We start from the raw sequence: 18,678 nt of genomic DNA on the forward strand, positions 1-18,678 counted from the left end.
GTGCACAGTTTTTAACGGGTTTTGCCTGCGGGCCTCGACAACCAGCCCTTGCGTTCATTTTTCATTGACAGCCTGCATTTGCTGGTCAATCCTCGCAACATATCGGGGCCGGCAAGTAAATTCTTGTATAGCCGGATTCCGTGGCTGAAACGGGGTGCTGTACCCCATTCGAAGGAGAGTGGATATATGAGTGAATATCTCGCGGATGTCCGTCGCTACGATGCCGGTGCCGATGAAGCTGTAGTCGACAAGATCGTCAAGCATCTGGGCATTGCGCTGCGCAATCGCGATTCCTCGCTCGTTTCGGCAACGGACCCGGAAGAATTGAAGCGCGTCCGCACCAACTGGGTTGCCAAGAAACTCGGCATCGACGACGAAGCCAAGGGCGATGAGGTGGTTGCGCATGTTGCTGAAGTCATGAAGGGCGATCGCAACAAGAATCGCGTCACCTTCTATTATCTGGTCGCCAAACAGCTCGGAAAACTCGGCGGCCTCTGATCCACAGCGATTTTCTGAATCCGAAGCCCCGGTGCCCTCACACCGGGGTTTTTCTTTATAGTGGACTCGAAACGAATCGGTTCTGGATCATCGCCATGCGTACCTATCTCAATCTTCTTCAACATGTGCTCGATAACGGCGTCGACCGTGGCGATCGTACGGGTACAGGTACGCGGTCGGTTTTCGGATACCAGATGCGCTTCAATCTCGAAGCGGGCTTCCCGGTTCTGACGACCAAGAAGCTGCACCTTCGCTCGATCATCTATGAACTGCTCTGGTTCCTGAAAGGCGACACGAATATCGCCTATCTGAAGGAGAATGGCGTCTCGATCTGGGACGAATGGGCGGATGATAATGGCGACCTTGGTCCGGTTTACGGCTATCAGTGGCGCTCATGGCCGGCGCCGGATGGCCGCCATATCGATCAGATCGCGAATCTCCTGAAGATGCTGCATGGAAATCCCAATTCGCGGCGTCTGATCGTGTCGGCCTGGAACCCCGCATTGGTCGACGAAATGGCTTTGCCGCCATGCCACTGTCTTTTCCAGTTCTATGTCGCCGACGGCAAACTCTCCTGCCAGCTCTATCAGCGTTCTGCGGATATTTTCCTGGGCGTGCCGTTCAATATTGCGTCCTATGCATTGTTGACGATGATGATCGCGCAAGTTGCGGGTCTGAAGCCGGGAGAGTTCGTGCACACGCTTGGTGATGCGCATATTTACGCCAATCATTTCGACCAGGCGCGCCTGCAACTGAGCCGCACGCCAAAGAAATTGCCGACGATGAGGATCAATCCGGACGTGAAGGACCTTTTTGCCTTCCGTTTCGAGGATTTTCAGCTTGAAGGATATGAAGCCGATCCGACGATCAAAGCGCCGATTGCGGTCTGAGGTACGTCATGTCCGCAAATAGGCCGATAGTTTCGATTATTGTCGCCGCCGCCGAAAATGGCGTCATCGGACGTGACAATGACATGCCGTGGCGGCTTTCAACCGATCTCAAGCGCTTCAAGGCACTGACGCTCGGCAAGCCGGTTATCATGGGTCGACGGACCTGGGAATCCATCGGGCGGCCCTTGCCGGGACGGCCCAACATTGTGGTGACGAGGGACAACGGATTTCAGATTGAAGGTGCAGGTATTGTCGGTTCTCTCGATGAGGCGATAGCGCTCGGGCGAAAACTGGCTGCTGACATGGGTGTCGGGGAAGTTTGCATCATAGGCGGCGGGAAGATTTATGCGCAGGCTTTGCCTCTCGCGGACCGCATTCACCTGACCCGTGTTCTAGCCGAGATCGACGGAGACACGCTCTTTCCAGAAATCGATCCGCAACTGTGGTGCGTCGTTTCGCAGGAGGATGTGTCCGCCGGAGAGAAGGATAGCCATCCAACACGTTATTTCGTGTACGAAAAACGTGCTGTGTAAAGCGTAGTTCACGAATTTTGACGTCTTCGCGTTGAAAGCGGACCTCGCGATGCCTATAAAACGGAAACATTAGTTGATGACGGGAGTGGGTAACTCGCTTTCCCGTCACCCGGACGAGAGGTGAGGATGCCCTGGAGTAATCAGAATGGTGGCGGCGGTCCATGGGGCGGCGGCGGCGATAATAACAATAACAACAATAATGGCGGCCCTTGGGGACAAGGACCGAAGGGCCCGCGTGGCGGCGGCCAGAACACACCACCTGATCTCGAAGATATTCTGCGTAAAGGACAAGATCGTCTGAAGCAGGTCTTCCCCGGTGGTGGTGGCAAGGGCGGTAGCAATCGCGGCGTTCTTTTCCTTATCGGCGCAGCAGTTTTGGGTTTTTGGCTTTATCAGTCGATCTACACCGTGCAGCCCGACGAACTCGCCGTTGAATTGCGCTTTGGTAAGCCGAAGGATGAAGTGTCCGAACCAGGCCTGCATTTCCATTGGTGGCCGATCGAAACCTATGAGAAGGCGCAGATCGTCGAAAAGCAGATCAATATTGGTGGGCAGGGCAACCGAAGTGCAACGCAGGGCCTCATGCTGACGGGCGACCAGAACATCGTCAACGTTCAGTTCTCGGTTCTTTACCGTGTATCGGACCCGCAGGCTTATCTTTTCAACGTTGATAGCCCTGATGCGATGGTGCAGCAGGTTTCTGAAAGCGCGATCCGCGAAATCGTCGGTCGTCGTCCGGCTCAGGACGTTTTCCGCGACAACCGTTCGGCCATTGCAGCGAGCGTACGCGATATCGTTCAGCAGACGCTGGACACCTACAAGGCGGGTATCCAGGTCAACGCCGTATCCATCGAAGATGCCGCGCCGCCGCGTGAAGTGGCTGATGCCTTCGATGAAGTTCAGCGTGCCGAACAGGACGAAGACCGTTTCGTAGAAGAATCAAACCAGTATTCGAACCAGAAGCTTGGTCAGGCCCGCGGTGAAGCAGCCCAGCTTCGTGAAGAAGCAGCCGCTTACAAGAACCGTGTTGTTCAGGACGCGGAAGGTGAGGCGCAGCGTTTCAGCTCGGTTCTCGGTGAATACCAGAAGGCGCCGGAAGTGACGCGTAACCGTCTCTTCCTCGAAACGATGGAACAGGTGCTGAAGAGCACCAAGAAAGTTATTGTCGAACCTGGAAAGGATGTCGTGCCTTATCTGCCGCTGAACGAACTCATGCGCCAGCAGCCACGCCCCGGTGTGAATGCGACCACGACGACCCCGAGCGGAGGTGCCCAGTAATGGCCCAGAACAGGCTTCCAATCATTGGCGGTATCATCGCCGTCATCGTTTTCCTGATCTACTCCGCCACGTTCATCGTTTCCGAGCGTCAGCAGGCCATCGTGCTTCGCTTCGGTCAGATCGTTGATGTGAAGACGGAACCGGGCATCTACTTCAAGCTGCCTTTCGGGTTTCTTGACGCAGACACGGTGCAGTTGATCGATGATCGCCTGCTGCGCTTCGATCTGGACGATATTCGTGTTCAGGTTTCGGGCGGCAAGTTCTATGACGTCGATGCGTTTCTCGTCTATCGCATCACCGATGCCCGCAAGTTCCGTGAAACCGTTTCGGGCAGCACACTGCTTGCCGAACAGCGTCTGCGTACCCGTCTCGATGCTGCGTTGCGTAGCGTTTACGGCCAGCGTGGTTTTGAAGCGGCACTTTCGGAAGAGCGCGGCGACATGATGCGCGAAGTTCGTGACCAGCTTCGCCCGGACGCAACGTCGCTCGGCCTTACCATTGCCGATGTGCGTATTCGTCGTACAGACTTGACGGCTGAAGTTTCGCAGCAGACCTATGACCGCATGAAGGCAGAGCGCCTCGCCGAAGCGGAGCGCCTACGCGCGCGTGGTCGTGAAGCTGCCCAGCGTATTCGTGCTGTCGCTGATCGTCAGGTCGTGGAAACGATCGCCGAAGCGCGAAAGGAATCGGAAATCCTTCGCGGTGAAGGCGATGCCCAGCGCAGTGAAATCTTCGCAGGGTCTGCAGGCAAGGATCCTGGTTTCTTTGCCTTCTATCGTTCGATGTCCGCTTATCGTGAAGCGCTTGAAACACCGGATACAACGCTGGTTCTTTCGCCGGACTCGGAGTTCTTCAAGTTCTTCCGTGATGCTGGCGGCAAGCTGGCAACCCCTGCCCAGTAAACCGGGTCAAACGCTCATGAGCGATTTTCTAGCCGCCGTAGGTCTTCTCTTCGTTCTCGAAGGGCTGCTCTACGGCGGCTTTCCTTTTTTGGCGAAGAAACTTGCCCGTGAAGCAAGCGAAACGCCTGAAAATATGTTACGCATCGCCGGGATTGCGGCGCTTGCAATCGGCGTTGGTATTGTCTGGCTTGCCAGGGGATAAGCCGCTTTCCTTCTGTTATTTATTGTTTGTAGTCTATGCGGGGCCGTAAACAGGCCGTATTTTGCAGCGACTTATCGCTAATCAAACGACTGCAAGCAGACAGGAACGGAGCAGGGCTTCATGGCAATTGCACCAAAGGCGGGATTTGTTCGCACTCTTTTCGCAACCGTGGCATTGGGAGCGATGACCGTCGCTGGCACTCTTTCGGTAGGAACGCCTCCGGCAATCGCGGCTCAGGGGCCGGCTTCAGTTGCCGATCTGGCCGAAGGACTGCTTGATGCGGTCGTGAACATATCGACCTCGCAAACCGTCAAGGAAGACGGTGAAGGTGACGGCGCGGTTCCAATGCCGCAGGTGCCCGAAGGCTCTCCATTCCAGGAATATTTCAAAGACTTCTTCGGTGGCAAGGAAGGTGCGCAGGGCGACGAATCGCGCAAGGTCCAGTCGCTGGGGTCCGGCTTCGTCATCGATGCCGACAAGGGCTTCATCGTCACCAACAATCACGTCATTGCCGATGCGGACGAAATCGAAGTCAATTTCAACGATGGTTCCAAGCTGAAAGCGGAACTGGTTGGAAAAGACATCAAGACCGATCTGGCAATCCTCAAGGTCGATCCGTCCAAGCACAAGCTGAAAGCTGTGCAGTTCGGCAATTCGGAAAAAGCGCGTATCGGCGACTGGGTGCTTGCAATCGGCAATCCCTTCGGGCTCGGTGGAACCGTAACGGCTGGTATCATTTCGGCCCGCAAGCGCGACATCAATTCCGGCCCTTATGACGACTTCATCCAGACCGATGCGGCCATCAATAGGGGCAATTCCGGCGGTCCGCTGTTCGACATGGACGGCAAGGTGATCGGTATCAACACGGCGATCATTTCTCCATCGGGCGGTTCTATCGGCATCGGTTTTGCCATCCCTGCTGAAATGGCAGTGGGTGTTATCGACCAGCTCAAGGAGTTCGGCGAGGTTCGCCGTGGCTGGCTCGGCGTACGCATCCAGCCGGTAACCGAGGATATAGCCCAGAGTCTTGGACTGAAGGAAGCCAAGGGTGCGCTGATTGCCGGGCTGATCGAAAACTCCGGCGTTGACAACAAGGCTATTGAAGCCGGTGACGTCGTGATCCGCTACGAGGGCAAGCCGGTCGATACGGCTCGCGATCTGCCTCGACTGGTCGCGGAAACTCCTGTCGGCAAGGAAGTCGAGATCGTTGTGGTTCGTCAGGGCGAAGAGAAGACTGTTAAAGTGAAGCTTGGACGTCTGGTCGAGGATGACAAGAGCACCGAGGCTGCCGCGGAAGATCAGGCTCCACTTCCTGAAGGCGAGGGCGGTGACGAAGGCACACAAACGCCGGATACACAGAAAAAAGAACAGAAAAGCGATGCCGCTCCGAGCGTGCTTGGAATGAAGCTCAGCGAATTGAATGACGATGTTCGCGGAGAATTTGGCATTGCAGAAGATGTGGAAGGTGTTGCGGTCCTGTATGTTTCCCCCGGCTCAGCCGCAGGTGAGAAACGTATCGAAACCGGCGATGTTATCGTCGATATCGGACAGGTGACTGTGAAGACACCCGAGGACGTGAAAAAGCGTATTGATGCGCTGCGTCGCGAAGGGCGCAAGAATGCTCTTCTGATGTTGGCTTCCCGTTCGGGAGAATTGCGTTTTGTAACTGTCCGGATCAATTGATTCATAATTGAATACACTGCTGAAGCGGCATTGTAGAGAAATCTGCAATGCCGTTTTGCTTCGTAGTTTGAATGGCTTGACGCTAGAACTGCACAAACAGATTCGGGTAGTCCGCCGTTTGGCTATCCGAAATGGCAAAGCCTTCTGTTTCATAGGTCACCGGTGTGCTATGGACCGGCGCCATTCGGAGTAAGGTGAATTGGAAACAGTTGATATCGTGGTCATAGGCGCCGGTGCAGCAGGCATGATGTGTGCCGTCGAGGCGGCCAAACGCGGGCGTTCCGTGCTGGTCTTGGACCATGCAAAATCGGCTGGTGAGAAAATCCGCATATCGGGTGGTGGTCGCTGCAACTTCACCAATCTTCATGCAAGCCCGAAGAACTATCTCTCACAGAACCCGCATTTCTGCATCTCCGCTCTGAGCCGTTATACGCAACGCGACTTCATCGCGCTCGTTGAGCGTCACCGCGTCGCCTATCACGAGAAGACGCTGGGTCAGCTCTTCTGCGATGGTTCGGCATTGCAGATAATCGAGATGCTGCTGGGCGAACTGAAACGCTATGGTGCGCGACTGAAGCTTGGCTGTAGTGTCAGTTCGGTTGAAAAATCCGCAGAGGGTTTTTCTCTTCAACTGTCGGATGGACCTGTCCACTGTCGATCACTGGTCGTGGCCTGTGGCGGGAAGTCGATCCCCAAGATGGGGGCGACAGGTTTCGGTTACGATATCGCGACGCAGTTCGGATTGCGGATTGTCGAAACACGGCCGGCGCTCGTGCCGCTGACGTTTGAGCCCAATACACTGGAACGGCTGAAACCGCTGGCCGGTGTCGCCGTCGATGCCGTTGTCGCCTGCGGCAAAACGAAATTTGCCGAGGCAATGCTTTTTACGCATCGCGGTATCAGTGGCCCTTCGATCTTGCAGATTTCTTCCTACTGGCGGGAAGGTGAAGAAATCCGCATCGCGATGCTGCCGGATATGGATATTTTCGAGGCATTGCGCGAGCAGCGCAAACAAAACGGCAAACAGGCATTGCAGACGGCACTCGCCATTTATCTTCCAAGGAAGCTTGCGCAAACCATAGCCGAGGATATGGGCGCGACAGGTCATCTGGCGGATATGTCCGACAAGACTTTCCGCCGCGTCGAGGCTGCGATAAATGACTGGCGCATCAAGCCCGCTGGTTCGGAAGGTTACCGCACGGCCGAGGTTACGCTCGGAGGCGTCGACACGCGCGACCTCGATTCCAAAACCATGGAAACCAAATCCGTTCCGGGCCTGTTTTTCATCGGCGAGGTGGTCGATGTAACCGGCTGGCTGGGCGGCTATAATTTCCAGTGGGCCTGGTCTTCCGGCTGGGTGGCCGGTCAGGCTGCCTGAATACGATAGACCGCATGGCGTTTCAAATGCGGAGTTTCGTCCGGCACGCGCGGGTGATCGAAATCGCTCGCTGTATCCCGGGTCATGCCGATACGCTGCATGACGGCTGTAGACCGGTCGTTATTCTGAACGGCGAAGGAAACGACTTCGGTGAGGCCCAGCGTACCGAAAGCGTATTCCACTATCGCTTTGCCTGCTTCGGTTACATAGCCTTTGCCCCAGAAAGGTGTTGCCAGCCGCCAGCCAATTTCAACAGTGCCGTCCGGTAAATGAGGCTCGAGGTCGGTGCGGGAGAGGCCTGCAAAGCCGATGCACTGACCGCCTTCTTTTTCTTCAAGCGCATAGAAACCGAGGCCCGTTTCAGAAATCATCTTCTGTACGGAGTCGAACAATTCGTCTGACTGCGAGCGGTCCCTGCGAAAGGGAAAGAAACGCATAACTTCTTCATCGGAATTGATGACGTGGAACAGATCGCGGTCCCGATCCTCCCAGTTGCGGATGACGAGGCGCGCGGTTTCCAGAATAATCATTGAACGAAGTCCGTCTTTCGGTAGCCCTGAATATAGAGAAGAGCGGTCAGATCGCCATGGTCAACCCGCATTCGCGCCTGTGCGGCCACGGCTGGCTTTGCATGAAGTGCAACGCCGGTTCCCGCGAGTTGAATCATGCCGAGATCGTTGGCTCCGTCGCCCACTGCAATTGCATCATCCGGCGTGAGGCCAAGGCGCTCGGCAATTTCCACGAGCTTCTCGACCTTGGCTTCCCGGCCCAGAATTGGTTCCGTGACCAGGCCGGTCAGATGCATACCATCGTCGATTAACCTGTTTGCGCGCTCTTCGTTGAAGCCTATCATCTCGGCGATGCGCTGAGTGAACGATGTAAAGCCGCCGGATACCAGTGCCGTGTAAGCGCCATGTTTACGCATGGTGCGAACGAGTTCCGGCCCACCTGGCATCAGTGTGATGCGCGTTGAAATGACTTTGTCGATTACGTTGAGTGGGAGACCTTTCAACAAGGCCACACGCTCGCGCAAGGCCGGTTCGAACTCGATCTCACCGTTCATGGCGCGTGCGGTGATTGCAGCCACATGCTCGCGCAGACCGGCTTCTTCCGCCAGTTCGTCGATGCACTCCTGCTGGATCATCGTGGAATCCATGTCGGCAATCAGAATTTTCTTGCGTCGACGCTCCTGTTCCTGCACCACCACATCGATCGGCGCGCCGTCGAGCGAACGACGCAGCAGGGCTTCGGCTTCTTCACTGTCGATCCCCGACGGAAGCGCAATGTCGCAGGCAATGTCGTCGGCCAGCCAATAGAGTCCGGTTGCATTCACTGCCGCTGAGGCTTTAATCCCAAGCGCTGACGCAAGCGAGGCTTTGGCCGGGTTGGCGATCAAAGTGGCGACGAGAGAAACCTGTTGAGACATGGAGAGCAATTCCGGCGATGAGTGAGGATGCGGTCACGAATGCAATCCTGATAGCTGGCCCGACGGCCAGCGGCAAGTCGGCACTTGCCATTCGCATGGCTCAAGAGACCGGCGGCTTCATTGTAAACACCGATTCCATGCAGGTTTATGATGTTCTTGATCTTCTGACTGCCCGGCCCGGCAAAGCCGATCTCGCTTCGGCAGAACATCATCTCTACGGGCACGTCGCGCCGTCGATATCCTATTCAACCGGACGATGGCTGGACGATGTCACCGACCTGTTGTCGCAACCTGCAACGAAGAACCGAACGCCAATTTTTGTTGGTGGCACCGGACTTTATTTCAGGGCGCTGCTCGGCGGACTGTCACAAATGCCGGCGGTGCCGGTCGATACTCGCGCCTATTGGCGAGGCCGGATGGAGACGGACGGCCCGGAGCTTCTTCACCAGATCCTTCGTGAACGCGACCCGGATATGGCCGCAACCCTCAAACCCTTCGACAGTCAACGTATCGTTCGGGCGCTGGAAGTGTTTGAAGGCACCGGAAAGTCGCTTCTCATGTGGCAGCGTACTAAAGGGCGAGCGCTGGTGGATGACGATAGCGCGCGCAAAATTGTGCTGCTACCTGATCGGGCATGGCTTGCCGAACGAATTGCGAGGCGATTTGCGCTAATGTGGGACAATGGCGCGATCGACGAGGTCAAGGCATTGCTGGCGCTTGATCTCGATCCGGCATTGCCTGCGATGAAAGCCATCGGCGTGCGTGAAATCACAGCATTTCTGCGCGGCTCGATGTCACGGGAAGAAGCCGTTGAACGTTCGGTCATCGCCACTCGACAATACGCAAAACGTCAGTCGACCTGGTTTCGAAACCAGCTTGATGATCGCTGGGTGGTACACGCAAATTCTGACGATGCACTCGCTCAATTAACGACACTGAAATAACTCGCTGGCACTCTCTCGAACAGGAGAGGCGGGCGCGGACTATGCGGTTTCATAAATCGGAGCGGGCATTTTTTATTCTGATTGTTTTGATGTTCGGTATTGGGCTGTTGCTTTACCAGGCTCGTGTCGACATCGGACAATTGCAGACCTTGCCACTTGACGTGAGCGCTTCTGAACTGGTTTCGACGCTCGACCAGTTGAGCTATGTCACGATCTGGGTGCTGATTGCGACTATCGCGTGCGGGGTGTTCCTGATCTACCCTCAAATACGAACCGATGCACTGGACCGTGGCAAGCTGCAGGTCATCACGCAGGATCTTTCCGAACGATCGCAAAGTCTTGAACATGCCGCACTGACGGACAGCCTGACCGGCATGCAGAACAGACGTTATTTCGATGAGGCGTTAAAGGAATATCTGGTTCAGTTCGACCGTATCCAGCGGCCTGTCGGGTTGATGATTATCGATCTCGATCACTTCAAGACCGTCAACGATACCTATGGACACGACATTGGCGACATCGTGCTGCAAGAGGTGGCGCGGTGTCTCAAGGACTATACACGATATCATGATGTGGTAGCCCGGCTTGGTGGTGAAGAATTTGCCGTTCTTGCGCCGAATATGGATGCGGAATTGATGATCAAGCTCGCCAATCGTGTCCGCAAAGCCATATCGACGCTCGAAATCGACCTTGGCGATGAAAAGCTTGGTGTTACCGTCAGTATCGGTCTTGCGATATGGGACCGACGCGAGACATCAAAAGACCTCTATCGTCGCGCCGATAAGATGCTCTATGCGGCGAAGAACATGGGGCGAAATCGCGTCTGCGCCTAGCTCCAGGCTGATATGATTTTTGGATTCATTACACTAGCGCTCGCGGTCCTTGCGAAAGCTGCGCACCAGTTCGCCCATCTTCTCAATACTCTGTTTTGTGTCGAGGCTGAGTGATGTTTGCGGCTTCGACGAAGAAGAGCGATGGTAGGCTTCGTCCATAGGCGTTGGGTCACGGCGACTGGTGGAGACCGGGCTGCCCCACAGATTATCTTCGTCTCCGATCTGGTCCACCGGTTCAGCCTGCGAAGTGCTTTCAAAAGCACGCAGTTTTTCGACGATACGGTCGAGCGATATTTTGTCGTCACTGCGCCAACTGGAAAGAGCGCTTTCGTTCTTGCTGCGTCCTGGAAGCTGATGAGGCGGGATGGTTTCGAATGTAAGGCGCATCGGTGTCGAGAAGGCCTCGCCAAACGCTATGGCCTCGCGGTTAGCGATTGATGACAGGAAACCTGCCATGCTTTGGGCACCCCCGCGAATGGCGCCCCTGATGATTTCCTGATCACGTTCGTTGCCGAGCCGCATTGCAAAAATCGAATTGCACTGGGACAGAATTGTAGGGTCTAGTTCGCCCGGACGCTGGCTGATGACCCCAAGATAGGAGCCGTATTTTCGGCCTTCCTTCGCAATTCGCGCTATCGCTTGTCTTGTCGGCCAGAAACCGGCATCGCGGTCGGTTGGAATATACCGATGAGCTTCTTCGCAGATTACGAGTGTTTGCAGACTGCCCTCACTTGAAAGAGCGATATCGAATGCCAGGCGACACAAGACCGAGGCAACCGCGTTGACAACCTCGGATGGCAGTCCTGCGAGCTGGAATGTGCAGATCGGCTTTCCGTTTTGCGGAATGCGGAAAATGCGGCCAATGGCTTGCCGCATTGTTTCAGGGCCACCAGTTACGGCGAACATGAAGCGAAAGCGAGGATCGGACGAGATCGATTCCAGTCGAGCCTTGAGGCTGCGCAGATAGGGACGCTCCGCTTTGCTATCGAGAAGACCAATGCGCTCATCGACGAGGGCTAGCAGGTCAGCCAAGCGATAGGAGACAGGCGTGTCCGCGCTGACGCTCTGGCGGTCGGTCAACTGCCGCCGCAAGGTTTTCGTGGCCGACGTTTCGATGCCGTGCATTTTTTCGCGGGCAAGCTGGACCAGATCGCGCAGTATGTCGAGTTCCATCGGGTCCGGCGTGCGGCCACGAAAGATCACATCTGCGAATTCATCAAGCCGTAGCATCCAGAACGGCAGCTCGATATTTGTCTGATCGACTGCTACCGCCAGATCGGGAAAAGCGCTCGCAAATTCATTGTGTGGATCAAGAATGAGCACACGCAGATTGGGCTTTTCGGCGACGATGCGGCGTAGGAGCAGCATGACGGCGCTCGATTTGCCGACACCCGTTGTGCCGACGATGGCGAAATGTCGGGAGATAAGGTCATCGACCGAAATATAGGCGGGAACCGTTGCATCCTGTGTCAGTGTCCCGATTGAAACGTTGCTATGGCCGGCCTGCGCATAAATGGTCGCGAGATCGGTCGCCCGGATACGATGAGCAATAGCGCCGGGATGGGGGAACTGCGAAATGCCACCATTGAATACGGTCTGTCCGTTCGGCTGTACACGAACCTCGCCCAGAAACTCGATATGGACATGCAGCGTGTTGTCACCGCCACGTAGCCAGATATCGCCCGGAACAAGCACGTTGCGGATAAGGCCGACGACGCGATTGTCGCCTGTCTGAATGGATATGAGCTGGCCTACGGCCCAATAATCGTCGGATGCCGCCGAAGAAGGGCCTGACAGTGCCGAGACGACCGCACCTTCGCCATCACACTGGATGACATAGCCTTCCGTACGATTACGCTGAACATATTCGCCTTGTCCTCGCGCGTCAGAACCGTCCCCGATTTCGCTCATGTCGCCCATTCTGCCCCGACTTTCAACAAGAGGTTCCGCGCCATGATAGAAGCCTTCCGTTGAAATAAAGTTATCGTTTGAGGCGGGTGAGCCTAAGAAAATATCGCAGGCGACGTATTTATGCGTTGACGACGCCAAATCCGGCTATTAGTGTCCGCCACCATGAACACGTTTATTATTCTTGTGGTACGGGCGCGCATGGGCAGGATGGTGTAACCATCCGGCGAAAGCTCCCATGCGCGAAAGACAGGCTCCCTCGGGGGCCTTTTTTATTATCCAAAATCAGAAATGAAGTGCAGACGACGGGAAGAGAACAATGACTGCAGGTAAACATGAGGCGGATGCAAACGCCGCAGAAACGCAGGAAGCAAGCAATCCACGTGAAATGACCGGTGCCGAGATGGTCATTCAGGCTTTGATCGATCAGGGCGTGGAGAGCATTTTCGGCTATCCCGGCGGTGCCGTGCTTCCGATCTACGACGAGCTTTTCCAGCAGGATAAGGTTCAGCACGTTTTGGTTCGTCATGAGCAGGGCGCTGGACATGCGGCGGAAGGCTATGCGCGGTCGACCGGCAAGGTTGGCGTGATGCTTGTTACGTCCGGTCCGGGTGCGACCAATGCGGTCACCCCGCTTCAGGATGCGCTGATGGACTCCATCCCGCTGGTTTGCATTTCCGGTCAGGTTCCGACAACGCTGATCGGCTCCGACGCGTTTCAGGAATGCGATACGATCGGTATCACGCGCCCCTGCACCAAGCACAACTGGTTGGTAAAGGACGTCAACGACCTGGCGCGCATCCTGCACGAAGCCTTTCATGTCGCATCCACCGGTCGTCCCGGTCCCGTCGTGGTCGATATTCCAAAGGACATCCAGTTTGCCAAGGGCATTTATACGCCACCGGAAACTGCGCCGCGCACCAGCTACCGTCCGGTTCTCGACGGCAATGCGCAGGCAATTTCGGATGCCGTTCGTCTGCTCGTCAATGCGAAGAAGCCCGTCATCTATTCCGGCGGCGGCGTGATCAATTCCGGTCCGGCAGCTTCCCGTCTGCTGCGCGAGCTGGTCGAGATCAGCAATTTCCCGATCACATCCACGCTGATGGGCCTGGGTGCTTATCCGGCTTCCGGCAAGAACTGGCTCGGCATGCTTGGTATGCATGGCACTTACGAAGCCAACATGACCATGCATGATTGCGATGTCATGCTGTGCGTCGGCGCCCGTTTCGATGACCGTATCACCGGACGTCTGAACGCATTTTCTCCGAATTCGAAGAAGATTCATATCGATATCGATCCATCTTCGATCAACAAGAGCGTTCGCGTCGATGTTCCGATCATTGGCGATGTCGCCCATGTTCTGGAAGACATTGTTCGTCAGGTCCGGGCCTCTGATAAGAAGCCGGAAAAGCAGGCAATCGGCGCCTGGTGGGAGCAGATTGATCGTTGGCGCTCTCGCAATTCACTTGCCTATGCGCCGAATAAAGACGTCATCATGCCGCAATATGCAATTCAGCGGCTCTATGAGCTGACCAAGGATAGGAAGACCTATATCACCACGGAAGTTGGCCAGCATCAGATGTGGGCAGCGCAGTTCTATGGCTTTGAGGAACCAAACCGCTGGTTGACCTCGGGTGGTCTGGGCACCATGGGATACGGCCTGCCGGCGGCACTCGGTGTGCAGATCGCGCACCCTGGCGCACTGGTTATCGATATCGCCGGTGACGCCTCAATCCAGATGTGCATTCAGGAAATGTCGGCTGCCATTCAGCATAATGCGCCGATCAAGATCTTCATCCTGAACAACCAGTACATGGGCATGGTGCGCCAGTGGCAGCAGCTCCTGCATGGCAACCGCCTGTCGCACTCCTATACCGAGGCAATGCCGGATTTCGTGAAGCTGGCGGAAGCCTATGGTGCGCACGGTATCCGCTGCGAAAAGCCAGGTAAACTCGATGACGCCATTCAGGAGATGATCGACATTGACAAGCCGGTGATCTTCGATTGCCGCGTGGCAAATCTCGCCAATTGCTTCCCGATGATCCCGTCGGGCAAGGCACATAACGAAATGCTGTTGCCCGACGAGGCTACGGATGAAGCCGTCGCTAACGCCATAGATGCCAAGGGCCGCGCGCTCGTCTGATCCGGAGGAATGAAATCATGAATGCACAGAACCTAGCTTCCGGATCGGCCTATTTCATCGCAGCCGAAACGCAAACGCCGGAAACGCATACGCTTGCTGTACTCGTTGACAACGAACCGGGTGTCCTTGCCCGCGTGATCGGTCTTTTCTCCGGTCGCGGCTATAACATTGAAAGCCTGACGGTTTCGGAAACCGAACATGAAAAGCATCTGTCGCGCATTACAATTGTGACGCGCGGCACGCCGCACGTGCTCGACCAGATCCGCCACCAGTTGGCCCGCATTGTTCCAGTTCATCGCGTTGTCGATTTGAGCCATCGCGCCTCTGAACTCGGCCACGATCGTCCTGTCGAGCGTGAACTCGCACTGGTCAAGGTCGCTGGCAAAGGTGAAGCGAGAGCTGAAACGCTTCGTCTGGCCGATGCGTTCAAAGCCAAGGTGGTTGACGCGACAACAGACCACTTCATCTTGGAGATCACCGGAAAGACCGCCAAGATCGACCAGTTCATCTCGATCATGAAGCCACTCGGTCTGGTTGAGACCTGTCGTACGGGTGTCGCGGCCATGAATCGCGGGCCGGAAGGTATGTAACAGCTTTCAATCAAAACCGATACAATATCGTTGAAAACCGGCACAATGTTTCGATTGTGCCGGTTTTTTATTGAGCTAATTTGTCCCCATAAATCGAGGCCGTCCTATGTCCATTGAAGTTTTTTTGGCGCTTCTTGTCTTCGCCTTCGTCTCGTCCGTTACACCGGGACCAAACAATCTGATGCTTCTAGCTTCGGGCGTAAACTTCGGTTTCCGCCGCACCATTCCGCATATGTTGGGGATCGGCGTGGGCTTCTTCGTATTGCTGCTGGCGGTTGGTTTCGGTCTCGGCGCTTTGATCGAGATGGTGCCGTCATTCTATGTGGCGCTGAAGTTTGCCGGTGGTGCCTATATGCTCTATCTCGCCTGGAAAATTGCGATGTCGCGCTCCATTGGCGATGCCAAGCATTGGGATAAAAGCGAGCCAATGACTTTCTTACAGGCAGCGGCATTCCAATGGGTCAATCCGAAAGCATGGGTGATGGGGATTACAGGAATTGCCACCTATGCCAACCACGACAACTATTATGTCGCGGTGCTTCTGGTCAGCGTCGCCTTTGCGATCGTGAATTTGCCAAGCGTGTCAGTGTGGGCAGGATTTGGCACATTGCTGCGCAATTGGCTTTCCGATCCCTTTCGGTTGAAATGTTTCAATTTTATCATGGCTTTACTGCTCATTTTGAGCTTGTGGCCGATGCTGAAATAAAGGTGAAGGGCAAATGATGAACAAGCTTCCAACTTATGATGACGTGGTTTCTGCTGCAAAGCAGATCGAAGGCTATGCTCACCAGACACCGGTATTCACATCGTCCACCATCGACCACGAAACTGGTGCCCAATTCTTTTTCAAATGCGAAAATTTCCAGCGGATCGGTGCCTTCAAGTTTCGTGGCGCCTTCAATGCCCTGTCCCGATTTACAGATGAGCAAAAGGCTCGAGGCGTACTTGCTTTCTCATCCGGCAACCACGCCCAGGCAATCGCGCTTGCAGCAAAAATGCTTGGTATCGATGCGACGATCATCATGCCCGAGGATGCGCCGCGCGCGAAACTTGACGCTACGCGAGGTTACGGCGCGAAGGTTGTCACCTATAACCGCTATGAAGAAGATCGCGATGTGATCTCAAAGCGTTTGGCAGAAGAGGGGGGACTGACCCTCATTCCACCGTTCAATCATCCTGATATCATCGCCGGGCAGGGAACTGCGGCCAAGGAGTTGATCGAGGAAACGGGTCCGCTTGATGCTCTGTTCGTTTGTCTTGGCGGCGGTGGTCTGCTTGCAGGTTCGGCATTGGCCGCGAAAGCCCTGTCGCCGGGGTGCGATGTCTACGGCGTGGAACCAGAGGCGGGAAATGATGGTCAGCAGTCGTTCCGGTCGGGCAAAATAGTCCATATCGACGTGCCGAAGACGTTGGCGGACGGTGCCCAGACACAGGCCCTTGGTGACATGACTTTTGCCATTATCCGCGAAACTGTCAGCGATATTCTGGCCGTCAGCGACGATGAGTTGGTGCAAGGCATGAAGTTCTTTGCCAGCCGGATGAAAATGGTGGTGGAGCCTACTGGTTGTCTCGCTTTTGCTGGCGCACGACAGATGGCATCTAAGCTGCAAGGCAAGCGGGTGGGCGTAATCGTCAGCGGTGGCAATGTCGACCTCGACAGATTTGCGGCCTTAGTGACTAAAAACGTTTGATCACGGTTTGATCTTGTTTTCGGGCGGCGAATCCTGTCTGAAGGGACGATGCAGTTTTCACCGGAACAGGATCAGGCGCTGAAGGCCGTCGGGCAATGGCTCAAAGACGGCCGTAGCCCCATTTTCAGATTGTTCGGCTACGCGGGTACGGGCAAGACGACGCTCGCCCGCTATTTCGCTGAACACGTGGACGGCGATGTGCAGTTTGCTGCCTTTACCGGAAAGGCGGCGCAGGTGCTGCGTTCGAAAGGTGCCAGCAATGCCCGTACGCTCCATTCGCTGATCTATCGTCCGCGTGGCGAGGAAGCGATTGAGGACGAAACAACCGGCAAGACTTCCATCGCGCCGACCTTCTCGCTCAACCGGCAGAGCCCTGTTGCAAAAGCGGCGATGATTGTCGTGGACGAATGTTCCATGGTCGATGAAGCGCTGGGTCGGGATTTGATGAGTTTCGGCACTCCGATCCTCGTTCTTGGCGATCCTGGACAGTTGCCTCCCATTTCCGGCGGCGGGTTTTTTACGGAACACGAGCCGGATTATCTCCTGACCGAGATTCATCGTCAGGCGCAGGACAATCCGATCATCCGTATGGCGCTCGACGTGCGGGAAGGACGTGAGCTCCCCTATGGTGACCACGGCGCTGCAAGAGTTATCGGAAAGGGTGATGTCAATCAGGAGATGGTGCTGGCTGCCGATCAGGTGCTCGTCGGGACCAACCGGACCCGACGCCGCTATAATCAGCGCCTGCGGGAGTTGAAGGGCTTTACTGCGGATTATCCGCAAGCCGGTGACAAGCTGGTTTGCCTGCGCAACGATCCAGCCAAGGGCCTCCTCAACGGATCGTTATGGAAGGTGATGACATCGTCCAAGGAAACGGTGAAACCAGGCATCAATCTGCTGGTGACGCCCGAGGACGATGATCGCGGCGTTGCGAAGATCAAGCTGTTGAAGGCGCAGTTCGAAGACCCTGACAGTGAAATTCCGTGGCAGACCAAGAAGCGCTACGACGATTTCGATTATGGTTATGCCTTGACGGTTCATAAAGCACAGGGTTCGCAGTGGGATGAGGTCGTGCTTTTCGATGAAAGTTTTGCCTTTCGCGACACACGTGAACGGTGGCTTTATACGGCGATCACGCGCGCGGCGGAACGTCTAACTATTGTAAAATAATTACTCATCTGCGGGCTGGGCACTGAGCCATTCCCAGGCTTCGTTTTCCTCGTCTGCTTCGAACGCACGAAGCTCAATGGACAGAAAAGGCTGCATCAGAGTTATGCTTGCCTGAATCCACAAAGGCCCGCCGACAATTGCATAGTGGCGAAGCTTTTTCAGGGATTTAGAGCGCATGGACAGCATGCTTTCCGAAAAGGCAGCCGTCCAGTCGACCCCTTCATATCCGGTAAGGCGGATCAGAAGATCGATTTCTTCATGTGTTTCATAAGCTGCGTCGAGAAGGCCATAGAGGTTCTCCAATGACGCATCGTCGAGATGTCCTTCGATTGCAAAAGCGAAAACGTCTTCCCGGTTTGTTGGAATGCGGCGAATGACGGGTATGTCCTCATTTCGCATCATAAACCTCCATCATCAATCTGATTTAAACGCCAAAGCATGGGCAAAGGTTGCGATCACGCCGCAAATTCATATGAATTGGAAAAGCTCTGCAAACCCAGTTTGTTGTGGAGCGAAATGTGCTCACATTCGTTCGCGTTTCCGCTCCATCTGTTTGTTTTGCCGCACTTAAGCTACGTCAGGTGATACCACCTGACTGCAAAATGCTCG

General features: G+C 55.3%; 19 protein-coding genes. 15 read left to right on the forward strand and 4 right to left on the reverse strand.

Annotated elements, in window-relative coordinates; genetic code table 11:
- Positions 1-186: 186 nt before the first annotated feature.
- The 8 genes from FIB18_RS18525 (at position 187) to FIB18_RS18560 (ending at position 7,364) form a co-directional block, all read left to right on the forward strand.
- On the forward strand, positions 187-498 hold the full coding sequence (locus FIB18_RS18525) for a DUF2853 family protein (RefSeq protein ID WP_140022105.1): 312 nt from the start codon (positions 187-189) through the stop codon (positions 496-498).
- Between the two features lie 95 nt (positions 499-593).
- A complete protein-coding gene (locus tag FIB18_RS18530; RefSeq protein WP_140022106.1) occupies positions 594-1,388 on the forward strand; it encodes a thymidylate synthase in 795 nt (264 codons plus the stop codon).
- Between the two features lie 8 nt (positions 1,389-1,396).
- The gene (locus tag FIB18_RS18535) at positions 1,397-1,921 is read left to right on the forward strand and encodes a dihydrofolate reductase (RefSeq protein WP_140022107.1); all 525 of its coding nucleotides are present in this window, start codon (positions 1,397-1,399) and stop codon (positions 1,919-1,921) included.
- A 126-nt stretch (positions 1,922-2,047) separates the two neighbouring features.
- Positions 2,048-3,199: an FtsH protease activity modulator HflK gene (hflK, locus tag FIB18_RS18540; protein ID WP_140022108.1), complete on the forward strand. Its 1,152-nt coding sequence runs from the start codon at positions 2,048-2,050 to the stop codon at positions 3,197-3,199.
- Positions 3,199-4,101: a protease modulator HflC gene (hflC, locus tag FIB18_RS18545; RefSeq protein WP_140022109.1), complete on the forward strand. Its 903-nt coding sequence runs from the start codon at positions 3,199-3,201 to the stop codon at positions 4,099-4,101. The genes hflK and hflC overlap by 1 nt, the downstream gene beginning before the upstream one ends.
- A gap of 16 nt (positions 4,102-4,117) precedes the next feature.
- Positions 4,118-4,303 (forward strand): DUF2065 domain-containing protein, encoded by a 186-nt coding sequence (locus FIB18_RS18550; RefSeq protein ID WP_140022110.1) that lies wholly within the window; start codon positions 4,118-4,120, stop codon positions 4,301-4,303.
- Between the two features lie 120 nt (positions 4,304-4,423).
- Entirely contained in the window at positions 4,424-5,986 is a 1,563-nt protein-coding gene (locus FIB18_RS18555) for a Do family serine endopeptidase (RefSeq protein WP_140022111.1), read from the forward strand.
- Positions 5,987-6,185: 199 nt separating this feature from the next.
- Positions 6,186-7,364 (forward strand): BaiN/RdsA family NAD(P)/FAD-dependent oxidoreductase, encoded by a 1,179-nt coding sequence (locus FIB18_RS18560; RefSeq protein WP_140022112.1) that lies wholly within the window; start codon positions 6,186-6,188, stop codon positions 7,362-7,364.
- Here the strand turns inward: FIB18_RS18560 and FIB18_RS18565 are convergent.
- Positions 7,352-7,894: a GNAT family N-acetyltransferase gene (locus FIB18_RS18565; protein ID WP_140022113.1), complete on the reverse strand. Its 543-nt coding sequence runs from the start codon at positions 7,892-7,894 to the stop codon at positions 7,352-7,354. The genes FIB18_RS18560 and FIB18_RS18565 overlap by 13 nt on opposite strands.
- A complete protein-coding gene (gene serB / locus FIB18_RS18570; protein ID WP_140022114.1) occupies positions 7,891-8,790 on the reverse strand; it encodes a phosphoserine phosphatase SerB in 900 nt (299 codons plus the stop codon). Before serB ends, FIB18_RS18565 begins: the two co-directional genes overlap by 4 nt.
- Before the next feature lie 17 nt (positions 8,791-8,807).
- Between serB and miaA the strand changes: the two genes are divergently transcribed.
- A complete protein-coding gene (gene miaA, locus FIB18_RS18575) occupies positions 8,808-9,734 on the forward strand; it encodes a tRNA (adenosine(37)-N6)-dimethylallyltransferase MiaA (protein WP_140022115.1) in 927 nt (308 codons plus the stop codon).
- A 41-nt stretch (positions 9,735-9,775) separates the two neighbouring features.
- Positions 9,776-10,567 carry a GGDEF domain-containing protein gene (locus tag FIB18_RS18580; RefSeq protein ID WP_140022116.1) on the forward strand — a complete coding sequence of 264 codons (792 nt, stop codon included), beginning with the start codon at positions 9,776-9,778 and terminating at the stop codon, positions 10,565-10,567.
- Positions 10,568-10,600: 33 nt separating this feature from the next.
- On the opposite strand, the gene FIB18_RS18585 is transcribed toward FIB18_RS18580, so the two are convergent.
- Positions 10,601-12,478, reverse strand: coding sequence for an ATP-binding protein (locus FIB18_RS18585; protein ID WP_140022117.1), 1,878 nt, complete (start codon positions 12,476-12,478; stop codon positions 10,601-10,603).
- Positions 12,479-12,794: 316 nt separating this feature from the next.
- Here FIB18_RS18585 and FIB18_RS18595 point away from each other — a divergent pair, with 316 nt between their 5' ends.
- The 5 genes from FIB18_RS18595 (at position 12,795) to FIB18_RS18615 (ending at position 18,069) form a co-directional block, all read left to right on the forward strand.
- Complete coding sequence (locus tag FIB18_RS18595; RefSeq protein ID WP_140022118.1) at positions 12,795-14,618, forward strand: acetolactate synthase 3 large subunit; 1,824 nt, start codon at positions 12,795-12,797, stop codon at positions 14,616-14,618.
- 17 nt (positions 14,619-14,635) lie between these two features.
- Positions 14,636-15,208, forward strand: coding sequence for an acetolactate synthase small subunit (ilvN, locus tag FIB18_RS18600; protein WP_010659773.1), 573 nt, complete (start codon positions 14,636-14,638; stop codon positions 15,206-15,208).
- Positions 15,209-15,314: 106 nt separating this feature from the next.
- Complete coding sequence (locus FIB18_RS18605) at positions 15,315-15,914, forward strand: LysE family translocator (RefSeq protein WP_140022119.1); 600 nt, start codon at positions 15,315-15,317, stop codon at positions 15,912-15,914.
- A gap of 16 nt (positions 15,915-15,930) precedes the next feature.
- Complete coding sequence (locus FIB18_RS18610; RefSeq protein WP_140022233.1) at positions 15,931-16,899, forward strand: threo-3-hydroxy-L-aspartate ammonia-lyase; 969 nt, start codon at positions 15,931-15,933, stop codon at positions 16,897-16,899.
- A 48-nt stretch (positions 16,900-16,947) separates the two neighbouring features.
- Positions 16,948-18,069 carry an ATP-dependent DNA helicase gene (locus tag FIB18_RS18615; protein ID WP_140022120.1) on the forward strand — a complete coding sequence of 374 codons (1,122 nt, stop codon included), beginning with the start codon at positions 16,948-16,950 and terminating at the stop codon, positions 18,067-18,069.
- Here FIB18_RS18615 and FIB18_RS18620 read toward each other — a convergent pair whose 3' ends face one another.
- Positions 18,070-18,468 (reverse strand): SpoIIAA family protein, encoded by a 399-nt coding sequence (locus FIB18_RS18620; RefSeq protein WP_174977454.1) that lies wholly within the window; start codon positions 18,466-18,468, stop codon positions 18,070-18,072.
- Positions 18,469-18,678 lie beyond the last annotated feature (210 nt).

This window comes from Brucella pecoris (assembly GCF_006376675.1).
GTDB classification, from domain to species: Bacteria; Pseudomonadota; Alphaproteobacteria; order Rhizobiales; family Rhizobiaceae; genus Brucella; species Brucella pecoris.